The sequence below is a fragment of the Ningiella ruwaisensis genome (assembly GCF_004798935.1).
Classification (GTDB): Bacteria; Pseudomonadota; Gammaproteobacteria; order Enterobacterales; family Alteromonadaceae; genus Glaciecola; species Glaciecola ruwaisensis.
The window spans coordinates 1-20,752 of record NZ_RAHT01000002.1; the positions used below are offsets into that span (position 1 = coordinate 1).

Here is a 20,752-nt window from a genome sequence, read left to right on the forward strand (position 1 = left end):
CGTGACAATGACGTTTTTTTGCCGCCTTCTCAAGCGGGATGCGAATTCTACTTTAATCGCATCTGGTGTCAAGCTTTTTATCAAATATTTTTATATTTCATTTTTGCTGAACGCCGCATCGTTAAAGGGATAGATAAAAGCGTTGATTAAATCACCAGTGGCTTTTATTTCGTCTTCTCCCTGAAGCGAGCGCGCATTCTACAGACATCAGATTCTGGGTCAACACAAAATTAATATTTTTTATCTGAGCGCTTAATTTTCGAACAAAAGGCAGGTATTGCTTCTATACTTAGGTTCGCACATACCTTTCGCTGGTTAACTATTCATATCTCAATCAACCAAGCTTAGCTTTCTACGACTTTTCTTTTGGGCTAGTTGATTTGTTCTCTTTTACTTCAGATTCTTTATCATCATTTGATGTACTATCGATGAAGTCTGCATCTTCGTCTGCTTCGCCCACAACATCCTCAAGCGTAACCTTGTCGACCGTTCGAAAAGTATTAAATGGCCCTGCGATGGTGTAAAGAACAAAGACTATAAATAAAACCAATGATGGAGCAGTAGCAACAATAATAAACACTAAAATCACTACGAGTATAGCAACAAATGGAACCTTGCCATGCCAGTCAACTTCTTTAAAACTATTGTATTTAAAGTTGCTTACCATTAGTAGCCCGGCAAAACCTGTAATTAATGCTACCAGCCAGCTAACATCGTCTCCGGCTAAATCATAATCAATTCCGCACCATACCATGCCCGCCACCAAGGCTGCAGCAGCAGGTGACGCGAGTCCTTGAAAAAAACGCTTGTCTGCGGTGGCTACTTGAGTATTAAACCTTGCAAGTCTTAATGCGGCCCCGGCAACATATATAAACGCTGCTAACCAGCCAATTTTACCCAAGTCAGTTAGTCCATAGTTATAAGCGACCAATGCCGGGGCTACACCAAACGAAACCATGTCGGCCATGGAATCATATTCTGCACCAAACGCAGATTGCGTATTGGTTATTCGCGCGACTCGCCCATCTAATCCATCAAAAATCATGGCAACGAATATTGCAATGGCTGCGCTTTCGAAATTGCCATTCATTGACATAACAACGGCATAAAAACCGGAAAACAATCCAGCGGTTGTCAGCAAGTTAGGTAATAGGTAAATACCTCGTCGTTTGGTCTGGTTGTTGTTCATAACTCTCCTTTTTTATAAGAGTTTAACGCATTTTAGACGATAACACATAGCATCATCGCCTTTATAAACATTATCTGAAGGGGTTTGTTGATTAAGCGTTCACTGCTCGTTCGCAATATCAGGAGGTAAACCACGCAAAAAGATATAAATTTATGTGAAGTAAAGTTGATTATCAAGTATACTAAAACTGATGTGTATCTTATCTGCGACAATCGTCAGGTATTTTTACAAACGTGGTTTCGCAAGCCTTATATTCATCTGCAAGCAATTGAAAAATATATTTATTATGTTTTTGGTTCGAATTTTGCAGGAAATTAGTAGCAAAAAATAATATGGAAGCACTATGAAGTTCAAGCACTTAGGAATAGCCTCACTTTTAATAACGTTATCTACATTTTCCGCGGCCTCGTCTACTGTTAGTCATTGGGATTTTACTCCTAGCGGAGATTTAGATAGTACACACATCACCAGCGACGGAATTGTTACGGCAAATGTGCTTACAGGCACTAAGCATGGAGTTGACCTACAAATTACCGCATGGTCATCGTCTTTGCACGGCGGAAGAACAAGTTGTATGGACAACCCAGGCGGTCCAGGAGATGTTCAAGATAAGTGTATTCAACGTACACAGTTAACAAGCTATGGGAACAACGGACTTGGGAATATCAATAAGGATGAGGGTGACGATACGCCCAATCATTCTGTTGATAACAACATGCAAGATTACGATATGATTCTTCTGTCTTTCAGCGAGGCAGTAAATATATCAAGTATCAATACTGGCTGGAATTACTCATATACGAATCTCGATAACAGCGGTGCTACGAGCAGAAATCGAAACAACGCTGGTGCTTCAGCAATGGCTTATACAGGTTCAGGGACTCTATCAAGCAATCCATTTAGTTCAACAGACACTTGGGCAAGCATCCTTCACGATGGTTGGTCGAACATAGGTTCAGATTTCAGAACAAATGGAAGCAACGGCCATATTCCTATCACTAACGGCTCTAGCATTTTTTCTCGCTATTGGTTGATAGGCGCGGCCCACGCTGTTGAGCGTAATGCTGGTCATATTACCGATCACATAAAAATAGCCGGTGTATCTTTTGCGAAAAGAACTACCGGTCAAAACAATGTAAGCGCTCCTATAGGTATGGTTGCACTTATGTTTGGTGCTGCGCTTTGGATCAGACGAAAAGCCTAAGCATAAATTCCTATGTATAAAAGGTGGGTAATTTCCCACCTTTTTTTTCGTGTACAATAAAGTAAGTTTGTAATGAGTTTGTTTTTATGAAGTATCTCCTTTTCGTCCTCTTTTTAATTGTAAGTGTCTTTTCTACTCAGCTTCTGGCTCAAGTTAATGATAAATATGAACAAGCAAATATCGCATTTGATAGCGGCCAGTTTGATGAGGCTTATATTCATTTAAAAAATAGTTTAAATGAAGACCCGTCGCACTTACCCAGTAAGATATTGATGGGAAAAGTGCTCACTCTATCTTTTATTTATGATGATGCGATTTCTGAATTTTATGAAGCGCTTAGCGCAGGGGCTGATCCCAACCTGGTTAGTGAATATTTAGCCAATTCACTTTTGGTAGAAGGCCGCTTTGAAGAAATACTAACGCTCTCAGAACGAGGCTTATCAAATAAAAACCGTGCGTTTCTTTACGCCGCACAAGCTAAAGCTCACGCAGCACTTGAGCAAAGCGAGGACGCCTACAAACGATTTGATCAGGCGCTAAAGCTAGATAACAATAACTCTGCCATATTAGACGCTTACGCAAAGTTTTACGCGCAGCAGGACAATCTTGAAAAGGCTTTAGAATTAGCTAGGGAAGCTGTAAATGCATCACCAGATAATAGTGAAGCCTTACGAACGCTTGCAAATATATATGCGCTATTGGGCGACACCAATAAGTTTATTGAAACCCTGGAAAATGCTTTAGGTATTGATTCAGACCAGCCGCTCGTTTTACGCGATTTAGTCTCTGCCTATATTCGTACGAATCAATTGGAGAAGGCACGAAGCAGTTTAAATTCAATTCTAGAAACCTCGCCAGAAGAGCCCATGGCCAAGTTTTTGCTAAGCTACGTTCAAAGGGAGAGCGGTGAAAATGAACAAGCCGCTCAAACATTAGATGAATTAGTCTCCTATTTATCGCTTATCGATAGCGACGCGATGCAGCGGGGCGAGGGTCTGCTTTTCATCAGTGCTATGGCAAACTATGCAACGGGAAATTTGGAGGCCGCCAGACAAGACTTATTGACATATTTAAATCGCCAACCAAATAATTTCAACGCTAACATGCTGTTAAGCGATATCTATGCTGCAGAGGGCAGCTTCGCTTCAGCTATTCCCTTAATAGAAAAGTTCGAAAAACGCGTTAAGTCAGATCTATCTCTAAGTCAAAAACTGTGTGACTTGTATATTCGAGCAAAGCTCGTCCATAAATGCGCGCTTTTAGTTTCACAAATCGAATCTGAGCTTTCCGAGCAAACCGCCTTTGTTGCGCTCAAAGCTCGCTCACTCGCTGCGAGGGGCCGTCCGGAGCAGGCGCTCAAGGTACTTGAAAGTGTTGAGTCTGAACAACTTGTCATTCAACTAGAAAAAGCGCTTCTCGCCATAGAAACGAATCAGCTTGATAAAGCGATGTCGATAACAGAAAAATTGGTTAGCCAAGATGCGTCTAGCGTGGATTTCAAAAATTTGCTCGCTAGCATCTACATTAAACAACAGCAAAATCAGAAGGCTAGAACGATTTTGCGTGAAATCCTTGATCTATCCCCCAATCATTATTCTGCGCGATTTAATTATGCCTCAGTCCTTATGGAATCGGGTAGTATCAATGAAGCAAGACGAATGCTTGGAGTTTTACATACTGAAAATCCACTACAAATTGACGTAATGCTTATGCTTACCCGCCTGGAAAAAAACGCAGGCAACTTGGAACAAGCAAAAACCTTTATTGAAAAAATCTTTCAATTAGACAGACAGCATCAGGCAACGCTTATCGAGTTAATTGATATATTAAAAATTCAAGGGGAATACGAAGAAGCTGTAAAACTTATTAATCCAATTATCAAAGACAATTTTTTGAGTCCCGAATTTATAGCCCAACGAGCTGAGATATATATCGCAGCCGAAAAATACGAATCGGCTAAAAGTGACTTAAATACACTTTACGGAATCTACGTGGATGACGCAGCCGCTTTGCTTGATCTTAGCATCATCCAACGACGTGCCCGCGATTTATCGGGGGCGATTAAAAGCATAAATCGCTCGCTCGAATTAGCACCGAATAACTATCTTGCCCAGTTAGAAAAGGCAAGGACGCTTATAAATGCAAATGATCCCAATGCTTTGGATTATATAAAGACACTGGAAAAACAGTATGGGCAAACTCCGGATCTATCTCTTTTGTTCGGCGACCTCGCAATGAAAGATAATAATGCTCAACAAGCCAGTCAATATTACCAAAACGCCTTGGAATTAGATCCTCGTTTTAATCAAGCGGCAATAAAACGCTTTCAATTAGCGCTAAGAGGAATTGAACAAGAAGCGTTTATCACTTTTGCTAAAAATGCTATTCAACAAGACAAAGGCAATGATTTGCTTACAAACCTCCTTGCAGATCTGTATCTTGAAAAAAACGAATATGATAATGCGCTAGCGCTGTATCAACAGCTTATTGAAAATGAAGATTATCGCCTTTTACCTTTTGTATTGAACAACTTAGCTTACGTTTATTTACAAAAAGAAGATTTTCAACAAGCGTATGACGCAGCACAAATTGCATATAACCGTTTGCCGACTAATCAATCAATATTAGATACACTTGGCTGGGCGCTTGTGAAGATGGGCCAGTTTGAACAAGGCCTGAATTACCTGCGCCAGTCTTTTGCAATGAACACTGCCGATACGGCAGTTCGTTATCATATTGCTTACGCCTTGCATCAGTTGGGAAGAACAACAGAGGCAAAGCGTGAACTAAACAATTTACTCGAGCAATTCGGTGATTTTGATTATAGAGGTGAGGCAGAGGCACTGTTGGCAAATTTGCCCTAAAAAAAGAAACCCACCGATGGAACTAGCGCCTGTCGGTGGGCTGGTTAATATAAGCAGATTAGCTGCTTAACAATTTAGCTGCTTTTTATTTAGGATATTGTTAATTTTTCCTCATCTACGTCAACTCTGACAGTATCGCCAATGTCTTCACGCGAAGATAAAAGCTTTTCAGCCAGCGGATTTTCAATATTCGTTTGAATAGCCCGTTTTAAGGGTCTTGCACCAAATACCGGATCAAATCCCGCTTCAGCTATTTTATCAAGTGCTGCACCACTAATTTCCAATTTTAAGTTCATTTCATGTAAGCGTTGACGCAATCCGGCGAGCTGAATTTTAGCAATGGCTTTAATTTGTTCTCTTGCCAGAGGATGAAACACAACAATGTCGTCAACACGGTTAATAAATTCAGGCCTGAAGTGACTCCCGACCACCTGCATTACACTGGTTTTCATTTGCTCGTAATTATCTTCGCCCGCTTGCGACTGAATAATATCTGAACCTAAATTAGAGGTCATGATAATAAGCGTATTTTTAAAGTCTACCGTTCTTCCTTGGCCATCAGTTAAACGGCCGTCATCCAGCACTTGCAAAAGAATGTTAAAGACATCAGGGTGTGCCTTTTCAACTTCATCGAGCAATATTACAGAATAGGGTTTTCGGCGGACGGCTTCAGTTAAGTATCCCCCCTCTTCGTAACCAACATATCCTGGAGGTGCGCCCACGAGTCTGGCAACGGAGTGTTTCTCCATAAATTCGGACATATCAATTCGAACCAATGCTTGCTCGGTATCAAACATAAAGCTAGCCAGAGCCTTACACAGCTCGGTTTTCCCCACACCAGTAGGTCCCAAAAACAGGAAAGAACCTAAAGGTTTATCAGGGTCAGCCAGGCCAGCGCGCGATCGACGAATTGCGTTAGACACAGCCTTAACCGCTTCTTCCTGTCCTACTACTCGCTTGCTAAGCACTTCCTCCATACTAACCAGTTTTTCTTTTTCACTTTCCAGCATTTTGCTTACAGGAATACCTGTCCAGCGAGAAAGCACGTCTGCAATTTCTACATCGGTTACTTTGTTTTTAAGAAGGGTATTTTCTGCCCCCTCATTTTCTGACGCTTGCTCCAGGCGCTGTTCGAGAGCAGGGATTTTCCCATATTGTAATTCCGACATTCGATTCAAATCAGATGCACGCCTTGCGATTTCCAGATCAAGTTTTGCTTGCTCTAGCTCGGCTTTTATTCCTTGGGTCCCCTGCATGGCATCTTTTTCGCGGTTCCAGATCTTCTCTAACTCAGAAAATTTCAGCTCTAGTTGTTCTCGTTCAAGTTCAATAGTCTCCAGACGTTTGTGACTCGCTGCATCGGTTTCTTTTGCCAAGGCTTGCTCTTCAAGCTTTAACTGAATAATTCTGCGCTCCAGGCGATCCATTTCTTCTGGTTTGGAGTCAATTTGCATTCGAATACTTGATGCTGCTTCATCGATTAAATCTATCGCCTTGTCAGGTAATTGTCTGTCACTGATGTAACGATGAGATAAGCTAGCCGCTGCAACAATGGCGGGATCGGTAATATCTACTGAATGGTGCAGCTCATAGCGCTCTTTTAGACCTCGAAGTATGGCGATGGTATCCTCTACGCTTGGTTGATCCACCAACACTTTTTGAAAACGGCGTTCAAGTGCCGCATCCTTTTCTATGTATTGTCGATACTCGTCTAAGGTTGTCGCTCCGACACAATGCAATTCACCACGGGCAAGTGCGGGTTTTAGCATATTACCGGCGTCCATCGCACCATCAGCTTTTCCTGCACCAACCATGGTGTGAAGTTCATCGATAAACAGAATTACTCTGCCCTCTTCTTTCGATAATTCGTTCAATACCGCTTTTAGACGCTCCTCAAACTCACCGCGATACTTCGCACCCGCGAGTAAAGCGCCCATATCAAGTGACAACACACGTTTATTCTTAAGGCCCTCAGGTACTTCCCCATTAATAATACGTTGTGCAAGGCCTTCTACTATCGCCGTTTTACCCACGCCAGGCTCACCGATTAAAACAGGGTTGTTCTTGGTACGTCGTTGAAGCACCTGCACCGTTCTTCTTATTTCATCGTCACGACCGATTACAGGATCGAGTTTTCCTTGCTCGGCACGCTCTGTTAAATCCATCGTGTATTTCTCAAGAGCCTGACGCACATCTTCTGCGTTTTGGTCAGTAACCTTTTGACCCCCTCTGAGATTATCAATCGCTTGCTCGAGTTGCGATTTATCCAAACCGAGTTGCTTAAGTATATTACCGAGTTGTCCACCATCTTCTACGGCGGCTAAAACAAACACTTCTGATGTGATGTAATCATCTTTACGTTTTTGAGCAATTTTATCGCTCATATTCAACAACTTAACTGTATCTCTGCCTAGCTGTACATCGCCTCCAAAGCCTTCTATTTTTGGTAATTTATCAATGGCTTCAGCTAAAGCCGAGCGTAAACTATTTACGTTAATTTTTGTTTGATCCAGCAAAGGTCTAACGCTTCCGCCTTGCTGATTCAGCAAAGCAGACATTAAATGAACAGGTTCTATATACTGATTGTCGCGACCCAATGCCAACGACTGAGCGTCAGAAATAGCCAGTTGAAACTTGCTGGTAAATTTGTCTAAACGCATATTTGATCTCCTAAAAATCCATACCAGCTTTATGGGTATTAAAGGGGGTCATTTCAAGACAAATGTGATGATTTTATGATCAACATCAATATCTAAGGACTACGGTTGCCACTCTACCACAGGCTACAAGACCTTGATCTACGTTGTTTTTCGAAGCCCCTGCACTTATTTGCTGAAGCTTCTGATGGGTTGCTTGTCGATAGGAGTATAAGCGTGGATCGCAATACGTGCAGACACCACTTAGCGAAATCAAGTGCAAGCCCATGTTTGCCAGCTGAGATTTTGCGATTTCGTTTAAATCAATGTGATATTTCTGTGTTTGCGCATTAAATGAGATAGCATCGGCATAAGCTGAAAATTGTTTCGCCACCTCCTCGTTTACCTCAAAGTGCGTCTGGCAAATTGATGGGCCTATCCAGGCTGAAATCTCCTCTGGATGGGCCTTAAATTTGTTTAAAGCGTTTTGTAATATCCCATTTTTCAAGCCTTTCCAACCAGCATGAACAACGGCATACTCAGAACTTGTAAGACTGGCAAGCACTACTGGCAAGCAATCGGCAGTCATCACAGCAATTGGCTGACACAAAAGCTTGGAATAACAACCATCATAATCTTCATCCGCCCAATTATCTTGCGAGAAATCGGCGACTTTATTGGAGTGAACCTGATTTAGATAAGCGATTTCTTTTGGGCTTATATGATTTTTATCTTCTGGTGAACTATTCAATAATTCTGCCAAATCAAGATTTAAGGAATGACGGTTTTTAGCAACCGCTTGTGCATCATCGCCAACGTGCTCAGCCAAATTGTTTTCGGCAAAATCACCAGCGCTAGCTCCCGGGCGCTTGGTTGTTGTAAAACAGAGCACACGAGGCGCAATGGGATTAGCAGGGAAAATAAATTTATTCACTAATTAAATTCGCCATAGCCATTCTCTTTCGCATCGGCTTCAAGTTGTGCTAATAGTTGCGTAAAGTCTTCAGGCAAAGGAGCTTCCCACGTCATTAATTCGTTTGTTTCTGGGTGATGAAGACTTAACTTAATCGCATGTAAGGCCTGACGTTTGAATCCTCTTAAACAATCGATAAAAGCATTGCTGGCATGTTTAGGAAGCCGCGTTCGCCCACCATATTGCACATCGCCAACCAATGGATGTTTAATGTAGGCCATGTGCACGCGAATTTGGTGTGTACGACCTGTTTCAAGTTTTAGTCGCAAATAGGTGTGCGCTCGAAATTTTTTCTTCACACGATAATGCGTAACGGCCGGTTTCCCATTCTCTCTTACTGCCATGAGCGTTCGTTTGCTGGCGTGTCGTCCAATGTTCTCATCTACGCTGCCACCCGCTATTAAATTTCCCATTACAACCGCTTCGTACTCTCTTCCCATTGCTCTTTGCTGCAGTTGATCAACAAGCTTGGTTTGCGCATTTAAGGTTTTAGCCACAACCATTAATCCGGTCGTCTCTTTGTCGAGACGATGGACAATTCCCGCACGCGGAACATTTTTGATATCCGGTACATGCGCTAACAAAGCATTAAGCAAGGTGCCTGATTGATTGCCAGCCCCGGGATGGACAACTAATCCAGCTGGTTTGTTAATAATAAGGATTTGCTCATCTTCATATCGTATATCCAAATCAATTTGTTGTGGTTCATCCTCTACCTGAACTTGCTGTTGCGCCTCAATAGAAACTAATTCTGCCCCTTTTACTTTATGCCGTGGGCTCGTAATGACCTCGCCATTGACCTTTACGCAACCTTGTATAATCCATTCTTTGAGTTTTGAACGTGAATAATCCGGGAACAAATGTGCAATGCATTGGTCTAGTCTTAAGTTAAATGCATCAAGCGGAATCTCGTTCGACAGTGAAATAGGTTTGACTTGCTGATTCATAAACAACATCATTCGAAAACATATGCACAGTATATCAAGTGCTGACAATAAAAGCAGACGTAACTTTTGATGTCAGTGTCTAGTATCTGTAGTAAAATGCTCAGTAATTAACGCAGTAAGAGAAAAGACGCAAATATGAAGGAAGTCAGAAATCGCCTTGCGATATTAATAAGTATCGCTGTGATAGGGTTAACGGGGTGTAGTAGCTCTGAAGAAGAAGAGCGCGAGATGCTCGCTAATCAGGGCGTGACCGCCTTATATGAACAAGCAAAACGTAACATGGACAATGGTAATTTCGCTGCTGCTGCAGAAGTCTTGAGCAGTATCGATTCGCGTTTTCCCTTTGGTCCCCTATCTCATCAGGTCCAGCTGGATTTAATATACAGCTATTATAAGTCTGGAAATAGTGACCAGGCCTTGGCTACGATAGACCGCTTTGTCCGTTTAAACCCCAATCATGCAGATGTGGATTATGCCCTTTACATGCGTGGCGTGACAAACATGGAACAGGACGCCAATCTTTTCCAGTCTCTGATGAATGTTGAACGAGATGATAGAGATCCTTCAAAATCCAAAGAGGCGTTTGAAGATTTTAGAAGGCTAATCGAAAAGTATCCTGATTCTAAATATGCGGTTGATGCCAAGCAGCGCATGCTGGCTATTAAAAATCGCTTGGCAAAATACGAGATTGAAGTGGCCAGATTTTATATGAGAAGAGAAGCGTACGTAGCTGCCGCTAATCGCGGACGCTATGTACTTGAGCATTATCCAGACACTCCGCAAATCAGACCTGCCTTAGAGATAATGGTTGCCAGTTATGATGAGCTCGGCTTGGATGACTTGCGTGATAATGCGGTTAAAACACTACGTTTGAATTTTCCAGACAGCGAGTTTATTCGATAATCAAGTCTAGCAAGTCGATGAGATTCAGAATTAAAAAAGCAGCGTCACGCTGCTTTTTTAATTTTTTGTAGATACCTTGAAGTATAAATGACTCAGTGGGTTGATAAGTTTAGCCCACCCGCTGGTAAAGTGAAGAGGCTCATCAATAATACTAAAAACAAGGCACCCCTCGTGCATATTGGCCGCTGGCGTATGAGTATCGCTTGTTGAAAGCGCAATGAAATCACCGGTTTCATAAGCATTTAGTCCATCAGAAAAGGTACCATCGATGACCAAAGTAAGCTCATTACCGATATGAGTGTGCTCAGGTACGCTACCGCCTTTTTCCATATAAATGAAATTAGCGAGATTTTTGCCGCCAATCATTACCGGCGCTTGCCACAGTTTTCCAATTAATTGGGACCATGAACCCATACTGGCGGCATAGCGCTGCAAGGATTGTGGAACGGTAAAGGACTTGCCGTTTACCTTAACAGTCTTTCTAAAATCTGCCGATGTGCGTTTAGACCTGATTTCAATTTCCGGGCGGCTAACAATGGCGTCAAACATGTTAGCTAATTCGTTGTCCACTGCGTTTGACGTTTGTGAGGGTTCCGACAAATAAGCTTGAGCGACAGATTCTGCCATGGTCTTCACTTTATTTCTGCACGAATGACACATGTCGCAATGGGCAGAAACAACAAGCGATTCATTCGGCGCAATTAGGCCTTCAGCAAAACCAGCCAAAGCGCGGCTGGTTGGGTGAAATCTAATCATGTTCTTTAAGCATTTCCTTAAGTCTTTGCAAAGCGAGTCTGGTACGCGACTTCACTGTGCCAAGAGGTATTTCTAACTCATCAGCCACTTCTTGTTGCGATTTCCCATCAATGTAAATCGCTTCAATTACTGCTTTTTGCTTTAGCGGTAGGTTTTCAAAAAACTGACCAACCTGTTCAAGCGTAACTTGTTCATCGAGCGGAGCTTCGTTCAAATCCGCCGTTTGTTCGCACAAGACTGGCCATAAATCATCTGAACAAACGTCTTCTTTTCGATTTTGAAGCTTGCGTAACATGTCAAAGCGGATGTTTCGAGCAATCGTGAAAATCCACGTTGAGGGAGACCCTTTCTCTGAATTAAACAGGTGAGCCTTTTGCCACACGTTTGACATTGTATCTTGAACTAGCTCCATGGCAAGTGCTTCATTCCCCATTTGTTTAAGCGCATATGAGCGTAAACGTGGTGCAAAGTAACCAAAGACTTTAGAAAAGGAGAGCTTACATCTTTCTTTTGCCACAGTATCCAAATGGGCAGACATCTCGGCAGCACAATCTTTTGGTTTAGTAGAGTCGTGTTTCTTGTCTTCCAACGGAATTCCAATAAGCATTCAAGTCACCTTAAAAGTATTAATAACTATAGTGTGGATTTCAGTATAGCGAAAGAAATCTGCCTAGATAGTTAAATCTATTTAATGTTCCTTGCCTTGCTAATATCATCATTCTGTACGTCAAATAATTTCAAGATTATTTTTCAAAGATTACCTTGGAGACGACAGCGGCAGTAAATATAGCACCCGCTATCGCTATCCGAAGTTCACTCGATTAACTGAGAAAGATACTTGACTACCTTGTCGCAACTTTGCTGCGTTAAGAAATGTTGCTTTTGCTGCGCCCCAACCGGAAGCAATTCCAACCACCGATTAATTACCCAGGCAGGATCATCGAATCGAAATTTATTGTATAAGCCACTTACCTCGGGATAGCGGTCGAATATTTCTTTTAGACGCTCTGCCATTATCTTTACTTCGGTAATGTCTGAAGAACAGCGCCACATTGCTGATTTCTCAACATGCCCTACTCGCAATTCATCGTGCTGAGTTTCAATATCACTGATACTGACGCAATACTGTCCTTCAATTGTTACGCCGAGTAATCCATCTTCAAGCACGTCAAAATCAATAACAGTACAAAACGTGCCTAGGGGAAAAATGTGCGTATTGTTTGATTTTTCTCCGGCACTATTGATCATGCAAACTACAAAACCAGAGTTTGATGCACAAACTTCCTTAATCATGCGAGTATATCTTGGCTCAAAAATTCGTAGCGCCATTCTCCCTTCAGGTAGCACATGTGAAGACAAGGGAAAGAGCGGTACTTTCATACGCTTAACACCTAATTTGACAAATATGAAATTTGTACTAATAAGCAGCGCACTTAGATCGTTCTTGCTCTCGATTAAAAATAATTAATATGATGATCTTGACTATAATCGGTGTAGTAAAACATTTACAAATCAATTGCTAACCATTAGAAGTGACATGTCTGTTATTGAGTCTTTCTCACGTTTTTATACCGACTTGGCGTCTATGCAGGTTGAATCGCTTAAAACCATCTACAGTAACGACGTGGTTTTTATAGACCCGATAGCGAGACATAAGGGCCTAGAAGCAGTAGAGCATTATTTCTCCAAACTGCTGAAAAACGCTAAATACTGCGAGTTTGAGATACACAACAAAAAATCGGCGGGCGAAGATGGATTTGTTGTCAATTGGACTATGCGATTTACTTCTTCTCGCATAAATAAAGGAAATCCTGTAGCAGTGGACGGCATTACATTGCTTACTGTTGAAAACGACAAGATCGTATTTCATCGAGATTATTACGATTTAGGCGAAATGGTGTATGAACATGTGCCCTTGCTCGGCAGAATCATTAAAAAAATCAAAAGGAGTTTGCAGTAATGGCTAAAATTTTAATTACAGGCGCAACGTCCGGAATTGGCGAGTCACTGGCGATTTACGCTGCTGAAGAAGGCCATGAAGTCATTGCGTGCGGACGCAATGAAGAAAAACTCGAAGAGCTTTCAAGCAAAGCAAGAATAACGGGCTGTCGTTTTGACGCTACTGATTTTGAGGCAACAAAAGATGCTTTGCGCGATATCAAATTCGACATTGCTGTAATCAATGCTGGCACCTGTGAATACGTAGACATCAACGATGTTGAGCCAGATATGTTTCGCCGAGTATTTGAGATAAATGTATTTGGGGCAGTAAACGTCATCACTGCCTTACTTCCTAATGCGGAGCGCGGAAACAAAATTGCCTTTGTAGATAGCTTGGCTCGCTTGTTGCCCTTTACTCGCTCCCAGGCATATGGCGGGAGTAAGGCAGCGTTGCATTACATTGCTAAAAGTTTTGAAGTAGATTTGGCTTCTAAAGGTATTAAAATACAAAGTATTTCTCCTGGCTTTGTTAAAACACCTTTAACGGACAAAAATGATTTTGAAATGCCAATGGCAATAAGCTCAGAAGCTGCAGCAAAATATATGCTTGATGGAATACTTAGCGACTCGTCTGCAATTTATTTTCCAAAACGATTCAGTGCATTTATACGATTTTTAAACTTTTTACCTGAATTCCTACAGCGCAAAATTTGCATAGGCATGCGCAAAAAAACCAAGAGAAAGAAAAATAATGACTAAGAAAATTGCCATTGTCGGCAGCGGTATTTCTGGATTAACAAGCGCCTATCTGCTTAACAAGGTAGCTAACATTCATGTATTTGAAGCAAATGACTATATTGGCGGCCATACTGCAACCAAAACAGTCGAGGTAAATAATAAGACGTATGCAATTGATACAGGGTTTATTGTTTACAACGACTGGACTTACCCGAATTTTATAAAACTAATGAAGCAACTTGAAGTCAAATCACAAGCAACCGAGATGAGCTTCAGTGTCAGAAATGAAACATCGGGTTTGGAATACAATGGAAATAACCTTAATAGCCTTTTTGCACAGCGTCGAAATCTGATATCCCCATCTTTTTACCGCTTGGTTTTGGACATTTTAAAATTTAATAAAGTGTGTAAACAAGCCATCAGAGAAGATATCGACACTAACAACATCACCCTTTTGCAATTTATTCGTCAGCACAAACTGAGCGAGCAATTTATTCAAAATTATATATTGCCGATGTGCGCTGCCATTTGGTCAACCAGCCTTGAAGCGTCTGCTAATTTTCCCTTAAGTTTTTTTCTTAAGTTTTTCAACAATCACGGTTTGTTAAACGTTACAAATCGCCCTCAATGGTACACACTCATTGGAGGCTCTTCGCAGTATATTAAGCCGCTCACAGAAAGTTTTGAGGAAAAAATTAGTCTTAATTGCGCAGTAAAGCGAATTACCAAAACAGAAAATGCTTATGTGCTAAGTACCGCAAATGGAGATTATCGCTTCGATGAGGTAGTGCTGGCATGTCATAGTGACCAAGCTTTAAAGATGCTGGATCTTGAATCCTTCGAAGACAATCATGCTCACAGCCTCAAGCAGATTTTAGGGGCAATTCCCTATGCGATGAACGAGGTGGTTCTGCACACCGATACCGCTGTTTTACCGCAACGCAAATTAGCATGGGCAAGTTGGAATTATCGGATAAAAGGTAAGGAAGGTGAACATCAAGCACCTGCGGCAGTATCCTATAATATGAATATTTTGCAGCGAATCGAAAGTGACACCACATTTTGCGTCACACTGAATAACACCAAGGCCATCGACGAAGATAAAATCTTGGGCACCTATTACTATGCGCATCCGCAATTCAGTCCTGAGATGGTGAAGGCGCAGCAACTTAGAGACACAATTTGCGGAAAAGAAGGTTTACATTTTTGCGGCGCTTATTGGTATAACGGATTTCATGAAGATGGCGTTAGAAGCGCTTTGGATGTGTGCACTCGCTTTGGAGCTCAATTGTGACAGAGTTGGAACTGGAAAGTGCAATTTACAAAGGAAGCGTGTTTCACAAACGCGTTGTCCCAAAGCAACATGCATTTTCTTATCAAATCTATCTGTACTGGATAAAGTTAAGCGAACTTGAATCTTTAACCTATCATGTGAAAGGGTTTAGCGACAGAGCAATCAAAAAGAGCATCGTGAATTTTTGTCGTAAGGATTATCTGGGCGACCCTAGAATACCGCTTGAAAACGCAGTGCTCAAAAAAATGAGCGAGTTAAATGGCAGTAGTTTAGACGGCGACGTATTTTTCCTTGGTCAGATAAGAACCTTCGGCCTTTATTTTAGTCCTGTCAATTTTTACTATCTCAGGAATCAAAACAAAGAATTTACTCATATGCTTGCAGAAGTATCTAACACGCCGTGGAATGAGCGACATCATTATTTGGTAGACTTGGCTCAGCAAAAAGATTGCGAAAAAGCCTTCCATGTATCACCATTTAATCCAATCGATATGACTTATCATTGGCGCGTCGCACAACCAAGCGATACGTTGCGATTGCACTTAAGCTGCAGCAAAACGACAAAGCATTTTGAGGCTGCCCTGGACTTACAGAAAGTACCGCTTAATTCACACTGGTTGAGGCGAATGCTTCTATCTATCCCAAGCATGACACTTAAAACGCTTGCTGGCATATACTGGCAGGCATTAAAACTATTTATTAAACGCGTACCTATATATACGCATCCGTGAAGTAAGGAATCGATACATGTCACATGGTGAACAAACATTTCAAACGACTGAGTCCATCTCATTTTGGGAAAAAACCTGCCGTTCTATGTTTATAGGTGCGTTAAAGCAACTTCCTGAAGGGCAATTGACGGTGATGGAAAATGGCCAGGTAATTGCCGTACTTGGCCAGGAGGAAACAGATTTAAAAGCGCAGGTAAATGTTCTTCATCCTTCAGCCTATCCTAAACTGCTTCTCGGTGGGTCCATTGCATCGGGCGAAACGTTCACTGACAAACTCTGGGACAGCCCTAATTTAACGAATGTTATCCGCATTTTTGCCAGAAACCTGCCGACTTTAGACGCCTGGGAAAAGAAATTCAAATGGCTGACAATGCCTGCAACGAAGGTTAAGCATTTTGCGAATCGTAACTCTCAATCACAGGCAAAAAAGAATATTGGTGCACACTACGATTTGGGAAACAAGCTATATACCAAATTCCTGGACCGTTCTATGATGTATTCGGCGGCAATTTACCCCGATGCCAATACTTCACTTGCTCAAGCGCAGCAGGTAAAACTGACAGCAATTTGTGAAAAACTCAAGCTGAGCGAGCGAGATCATTTGCTGGAAATTGGCACTGGCTGGGGAGGTTTGGCGGTTTTTGCGGCTAAAAACTACGGTTGTAAGGTCACTACAACGACTATATCAGAAGAGCAGTACGCCTGGGCACAGCAATGGGTAGCGCGTGAAGGTTTACAAGATAAAATTACCTTACTAAAAAAAGACTATCGCTTGCTTGAAGGTCAGTATGACAAGCTTGTATCCATAGAAATGATTGAAGCGGTGGGCAAAGAATATTTAGCCAACTTTTTTGACAAATGCTCAAGCCTTTTAAAGAAAAATGGTTTAATGCTATTGCAGTCAATTACTATCGATGACAGACGTTATGATAGCTATGCCGACAGCGTCGACTTTATCCAAAAACACATTTTCCCAGGCGGATTTTTACCTTCACAATTTGCGATAAACAAGTATGTAAAAAAGTATACTGACATGAGCATTCGCGATGTGCACGATATCGGCTTGGACTATGCGAAAACGCTTAAAGATTGGTTTGAGGCTTTCATGCAACAAAAAGCAGCTTTGCTTGAAGATGGTTACGATGAACGCTTTATGCGCATGTGGCAATATTATTTAAATTACTGCGAAGGTGGCTTTTTAGAGAGAGCCATAAGCACGGTGCAGTTGGTGCTGGCCAAACCTCAGCATCGCAGTGAGTTAAGCAGAGGTTAGTTCCGTTTAATACTAAAACAGAGGCATGCGCGAAATAAACGAATGACGCAAAGCCTCTGCTTTAATCATCGGGTATCTTGTTTCATGGCCTATTGCCCTGACGAATTACCCTCATCTCCTAACACAGAAATTGGATCTGAATACTTTGGCTCGCCTTGCGATATGGTGATTTCCACGCGGCGGTTACGCGCACGTGCTTCAGGAGAATCGCCGTCGTCTACCAATTCGTTTGACGCCTTTCCAATCACTCGCATACGCGTTTCGTCAAACCCCTCAGCCAAGCGCAATTCTTCAGCGACTGCCACTGCACGTTGAGCAGATAAATCCCAGTTTGAGCGATACAGTTCATTTGAAATTTGAACACCGTCACTATGGCCTGATATCTCAATTTTTCCTGGCATGTCAGCAACAATCTCACCAAGTTGCCGTATTACCGGAATGAATTGGGGCTGTAAAAAAGCAGAACCCGCCGAAAACGAACCGTTTTCTCGTATTCGGATAACGATTTGCTGTCCTAAATTTTCTACATCGACCGCGCCATCCTTGATTTCTTTTTGCATTAGCTCCTGGACTTTTTTCAGTTGCTTTTCCAGATTTTCATTGTTTGTAGCGGCAGCGCCGGCAGAAGCCGTCTCGTTAGCGGTATTAGGTGACTGCCCACCACGCAACTGCCCTCGCTGCTTTTGCCTGCCACCTGCGGACTCATCTTCACCTTCCTGAAAATTCAGCATTGGCTTGGTGATATCCTGGGTGACTTGTTGCACAGTTTCAATGGGGGTTGGATCGGGTTTACCAGGTCTGAATTCAAGCGCAACAACGCTTGTTCCTTTGGGAATATCTTTAAGCTCGATTTTATTCTGCACACCAAATGCAAACTTCATTGAACCGGCAATTTGCTTAAACTTTTTTACATCCATTTCAGAAAAAGAAAGCAAGAGCACAAAAAAGCACATCAACAGAGACATCAGGTCTGCAAAGGTCCCCATCCATTGGGGCAGCCCTTCGGGAGGGCATTTAGGGCATTCATCTTCCACTATTCAGACTCCTCTGCCCCGCCGCGTTTTCCTTCCGCCAAATATCCTTTAAGCACCCCCTCTATTACGCGCGGGTTCTGACCATCAGCAATGCCGAGAATGCCATCAAGTATGAGGCATTGATTCAGTTTTTCTTCATTAGCTCTGATCCCCAGTTTAAATGCGATAGGTAAACAAACAATGTTTGCCAACATGGCACCGTAAAGGGTGGTTAAGAGTGCGACTGCCATTGCCGGGCCGATTGCTTTAGGGTCGTCCATATTCGAAAGCATGGCAACCAAACCAATTAGCGTACCTATCATGCCCATGGCGGGTGCCACGTCACCTAAGGATTTAAAAATAACACTGCCAGCACTGTGGCGTTCTGAGGTGTTTGAAATATCTTTTGCCATGGTAGTGCGAACAACATCCACATCATGACCATCCACAAGCATGTCTACGCCTTTTTGCATAAAGCTATTATCAATTTCGGCTTCTTCCAGCGCCAAAAAACCACCTTTACGAGCAGCGTCAGCCATTTCTACGATTTTTGCAATTAATTCTTCCGGTGTTTGAATTTTAAACGCAAATGCTTTTGCAGCAATTTTGCCCGCACCCAAAAATTGAGCAAGGGGATATTGCATTAACACCACAAAAGTAGAGCCGCCAAATACTATTAGTACAGACGGTACATTAAAAAATATGCCTAGGTCGCCGCCTAGAACCATCGCCATGATGACAAAACCAAGCGCGCCGATGAGGCCGATCAGTGTTGCTAAATCCACGGTTGACTCCTCTACCCAATAAAATGCAAAAATTGAGAAATGCATTATTTTAAAAATGCATTGTTCTATGTATTGGGTTAACGGCAAGCATGCTACATTCTTTATGCCTGATTGCGCTTTTAATTTAGTATTGATATCAAAGCGCACAAATCTTGTTCGATGTGTTATGTAGAAGACTACAAGCGATGGTTAATGCGGCAAATTTCATTGAATTTAGTAAACATCTTGGGTATTGTTCAACACACTAATATAGGTGGACCATCATCCCTTTGATGATTGAAACAGGGCAAATATTACCAATTATGAATGCAGATGAACTCAGCTTTGAACAAGCCATGCAAGAGCTTGAAACAATCGTCAATCAGATGGAGCAAGGTGATATTAGCCTTGAGGCTTCTTTACAAAGTTTTGAGCGCGGCATTGCCTTGGCGCGTCGAAGTCAAACACTACTTGAGCAAGCGCAGCAAAAGGTAAAAATACTTAGTCAGGAAGGCGACAAGCAGTCACTTGAAGACTTTCAAGTCCCAGAATGATGCGATATTTTTACACTTACAGGTAAGTACAGCGCTCATGCACGAGGCACTCAAAGAAAAACAGACCCAAAGCATTAAAGGCCTGGAAACCGCTTTTCATCAGTTCATTCAACAAATAGCACTACCCAAAAGTCGTTTGCTCGATGCCATGCAATATGCTTTGTTTAACGGAGGAAAACGCATGCGTCCTCTGCTTGTTCGTTTGGTAGCTGATTTATATGGCGCGAATGAAAGCGATATTCAGTGCGCCTCACTTGCCGTTGAATGCATGCATAGCTATTCGCTTGTGCACGATGACTTACCCGCAATGGACGATGACAATCTTCGTCGAGGAAAACCGACTTGTCATATACAGTTTGATGAAGCAAGTGCCATTTTGGCAGGTGACGCGCTGCAAACATTAGCCTTTGAAGTTTTATGTGAATTCAAAATGTCAGCATTTGCATCCTCGAAGCGACTTTACTTAATCAAGATATTGGCTCGAGCGAGCGGGATCAGAGGAATGTGTGCAGGCCAAAGTCTCGATTTGCTTGCAACAAATAAGGAAATTGAGTTAGAAGCACTTTCTCATTTGCACAGTCTGAAGACGGGTGCATTGCTTGAAGCAAGTGTTCTGTTTGGGGCCAATATTTGTAAACAGGTGACCTCAGGCGATAAAGAAAACCTAAGGGCCTTTGCGCATCATATTGGTATGGCCTTTCAGATACAAGATGATATTCTTGATGTGGTTTCTGACACTGAAACACTCGGAAAACCGCAAGGTTCAGATCAGGCAAACAATAAAAACACCTTTGTCAGTAAACTGAGTCTGGAGGGTGCTAAACAGGAATTAAACAATCATCACCAAGAAGCGCTACACGCGCTTGACAGATTACCGTACAATACACGCAATTTAGTATTATTCACTGATTATATGATGACGCGAACTTTTTAAGCGCCTTAAACATATTAAAACAAGATTAAAAAGACGAA

The 20,752-nt window shown here is 42.2% G+C and carries 19 protein-coding genes; 10 read left to right on the top strand and 9 right to left on the bottom strand.

Features of this window, described 5'->3' with window-relative positions:
* Positions 1-352 precede the first annotated feature (352 nt).
* Positions 353-1,189 (bottom strand): CDP-diacylglycerol--serine O-phosphatidyltransferase, encoded by an 837-nt coding sequence (pssA, locus tag D6V41_RS03450; protein ID WP_136250097.1) that lies wholly within the window; start codon positions 1,187-1,189, stop codon positions 353-355.
* A 343-nt stretch (positions 1,190-1,532) separates the two neighbouring features.
* On the opposite strand from pssA, the gene xdp1 reads away from it, so the two are divergent.
* Entirely contained in the window at positions 1,533-2,393 is an 861-nt protein-coding gene (xdp1, locus tag D6V41_RS03455; protein ID WP_136250098.1) for an exosortase-dependent surface protein XDP1, read from the top strand.
* Positions 2,394-2,479: 86 nt separating this feature from the next.
* Positions 2,480-5,257, top strand: a complete 2,778-nt coding sequence (gene prsT / locus D6V41_RS03460; protein ID WP_136250099.1) for an XrtA/PEP-CTERM system TPR-repeat protein PrsT — start codon at positions 2,480-2,482, stop codon at positions 5,255-5,257.
* A gap of 89 nt (positions 5,258-5,346) precedes the next feature.
* Here prsT and clpB read toward each other — a convergent pair whose 3' ends face one another.
* From clpB to rluD, 3 genes are all read right to left on the bottom strand, one after another.
* On the bottom strand, positions 5,347-7,917 hold the full coding sequence (gene clpB, locus D6V41_RS03465; protein ID WP_136250100.1) for an ATP-dependent chaperone ClpB: 2,571 nt from the start codon (positions 7,915-7,917) through the stop codon (positions 5,347-5,349).
* Positions 7,918-8,002: 85 nt separating this feature from the next.
* Positions 8,003-8,827: a peptidoglycan editing factor PgeF gene (pgeF, locus tag D6V41_RS03470; RefSeq protein ID WP_136250101.1), complete on the bottom strand. Its 825-nt coding sequence runs from the start codon at positions 8,825-8,827 to the stop codon at positions 8,003-8,005.
* Positions 8,827-9,813: a 23S rRNA pseudouridine(1911/1915/1917) synthase RluD gene (gene rluD, locus D6V41_RS03475; RefSeq protein ID WP_136250102.1), complete on the bottom strand. Its 987-nt coding sequence runs from the start codon at positions 9,811-9,813 to the stop codon at positions 8,827-8,829. The genes pgeF and rluD overlap by 1 nt, the downstream gene beginning before the upstream one ends.
* A 135-nt stretch (positions 9,814-9,948) precedes the next feature.
* On the opposite strand from rluD, the gene D6V41_RS03480 reads away from it, so the two are divergent.
* On the top strand, positions 9,949-10,716 hold the full coding sequence (locus D6V41_RS03480) for an outer membrane protein assembly factor BamD (protein WP_136250103.1): 768 nt from the start codon (positions 9,949-9,951) through the stop codon (positions 10,714-10,716).
* A 57-nt stretch (positions 10,717-10,773) separates the two neighbouring features.
* Here the strand turns inward: D6V41_RS03480 and D6V41_RS03485 are convergent, their stop codons facing one another.
* The 3 genes from D6V41_RS03485 to D6V41_RS03495 all read right to left on the bottom strand — a co-directional run bounded on the left by D6V41_RS03485 (position 10,774) and on the right by D6V41_RS03495 (position 12,852).
* Complete coding sequence (locus D6V41_RS03485) at positions 10,774-11,472, bottom strand: ChrR family anti-sigma-E factor (protein ID WP_136250104.1); 699 nt, start codon at positions 11,470-11,472, stop codon at positions 10,774-10,776.
* A complete protein-coding gene (locus tag D6V41_RS03490; RefSeq protein ID WP_136250105.1) occupies positions 11,465-12,079 on the bottom strand; it encodes a sigma-70 family RNA polymerase sigma factor in 615 nt (204 codons plus the stop codon). Before D6V41_RS03490 ends, D6V41_RS03485 begins: the two co-directional genes overlap by 8 nt.
* 206 nt (positions 12,080-12,285) lie before the next feature.
* On the bottom strand, positions 12,286-12,852 hold the full coding sequence (locus D6V41_RS03495; protein WP_136250106.1) for an LON peptidase substrate-binding domain-containing protein: 567 nt from the start codon (positions 12,850-12,852) through the stop codon (positions 12,286-12,288).
* Positions 12,853-13,009: 157 nt separating this feature from the next.
* Here D6V41_RS03495 and D6V41_RS03500 point away from each other — a divergent pair, with 157 nt between their 5' ends.
* From D6V41_RS03500 to D6V41_RS03520, 5 genes are read left to right on the top strand one after another with little or no spacing between them, the layout of a single operon-like run.
* On the top strand, positions 13,010-13,432 hold the full coding sequence (locus D6V41_RS03500; RefSeq protein WP_136250107.1) for a nuclear transport factor 2 family protein: 423 nt from the start codon (positions 13,010-13,012) through the stop codon (positions 13,430-13,432).
* Positions 13,432-14,172 (top strand): SDR family NAD(P)-dependent oxidoreductase, encoded by a 741-nt coding sequence (locus tag D6V41_RS03505; protein ID WP_136250108.1) that lies wholly within the window; start codon positions 13,432-13,434, stop codon positions 14,170-14,172. Before D6V41_RS03500 ends, D6V41_RS03505 begins: the two co-directional genes overlap by 1 nt.
* Complete coding sequence (locus D6V41_RS03510; protein WP_136250109.1) at positions 14,165-15,445, top strand: NAD(P)/FAD-dependent oxidoreductase; 1,281 nt, start codon at positions 14,165-14,167, stop codon at positions 15,443-15,445. Before D6V41_RS03505 ends, D6V41_RS03510 begins: the two co-directional genes overlap by 8 nt.
* An 11-nt stretch (positions 15,446-15,456) precedes the next feature.
* Positions 15,457-16,176, top strand: coding sequence for a DUF1365 domain-containing protein (locus D6V41_RS03515; protein ID WP_136250623.1), 720 nt, complete (start codon positions 15,457-15,459; stop codon positions 16,174-16,176).
* A 16-nt stretch (positions 16,177-16,192) separates the two neighbouring features.
* A complete protein-coding gene (locus D6V41_RS03520; RefSeq protein WP_136250110.1) occupies positions 16,193-17,449 on the top strand; it encodes an SAM-dependent methyltransferase in 1,257 nt (418 codons plus the stop codon).
* A gap of 89 nt (positions 17,450-17,538) precedes the next feature.
* On the opposite strand, the gene D6V41_RS03525 is transcribed toward D6V41_RS03520, so the two are convergent.
* On the bottom strand, positions 17,539-18,483 hold the full coding sequence (locus D6V41_RS03525) for a flagellar motor protein MotB (protein WP_136250111.1): 945 nt from the start codon (positions 18,481-18,483) through the stop codon (positions 17,539-17,541).
* Positions 18,483-19,247 carry a flagellar motor protein PomA gene (pomA, locus tag D6V41_RS03530; protein WP_136250112.1) on the bottom strand — a complete coding sequence of 255 codons (765 nt, stop codon included), beginning with the start codon at positions 19,245-19,247 and terminating at the stop codon, positions 18,483-18,485. Before pomA ends, D6V41_RS03525 begins: the two co-directional genes overlap by 1 nt.
* Positions 19,248-19,519: 272 nt before the next feature.
* Here pomA and D6V41_RS03535 point away from each other — a divergent pair, with 272 nt between their 5' ends.
* Positions 19,520-19,780 (top strand): exodeoxyribonuclease VII small subunit, encoded by a 261-nt coding sequence (locus tag D6V41_RS03535; protein ID WP_241664441.1) that lies wholly within the window; start codon positions 19,520-19,522, stop codon positions 19,778-19,780.
* Entirely contained in the window at positions 19,755-20,714 is a 960-nt protein-coding gene (locus D6V41_RS03540) for a polyprenyl synthetase family protein (RefSeq protein WP_241664414.1), read from the top strand. Before D6V41_RS03535 ends, D6V41_RS03540 begins: the two co-directional genes overlap by 26 nt.
* Positions 20,715-20,752 lie beyond the last annotated feature (38 nt).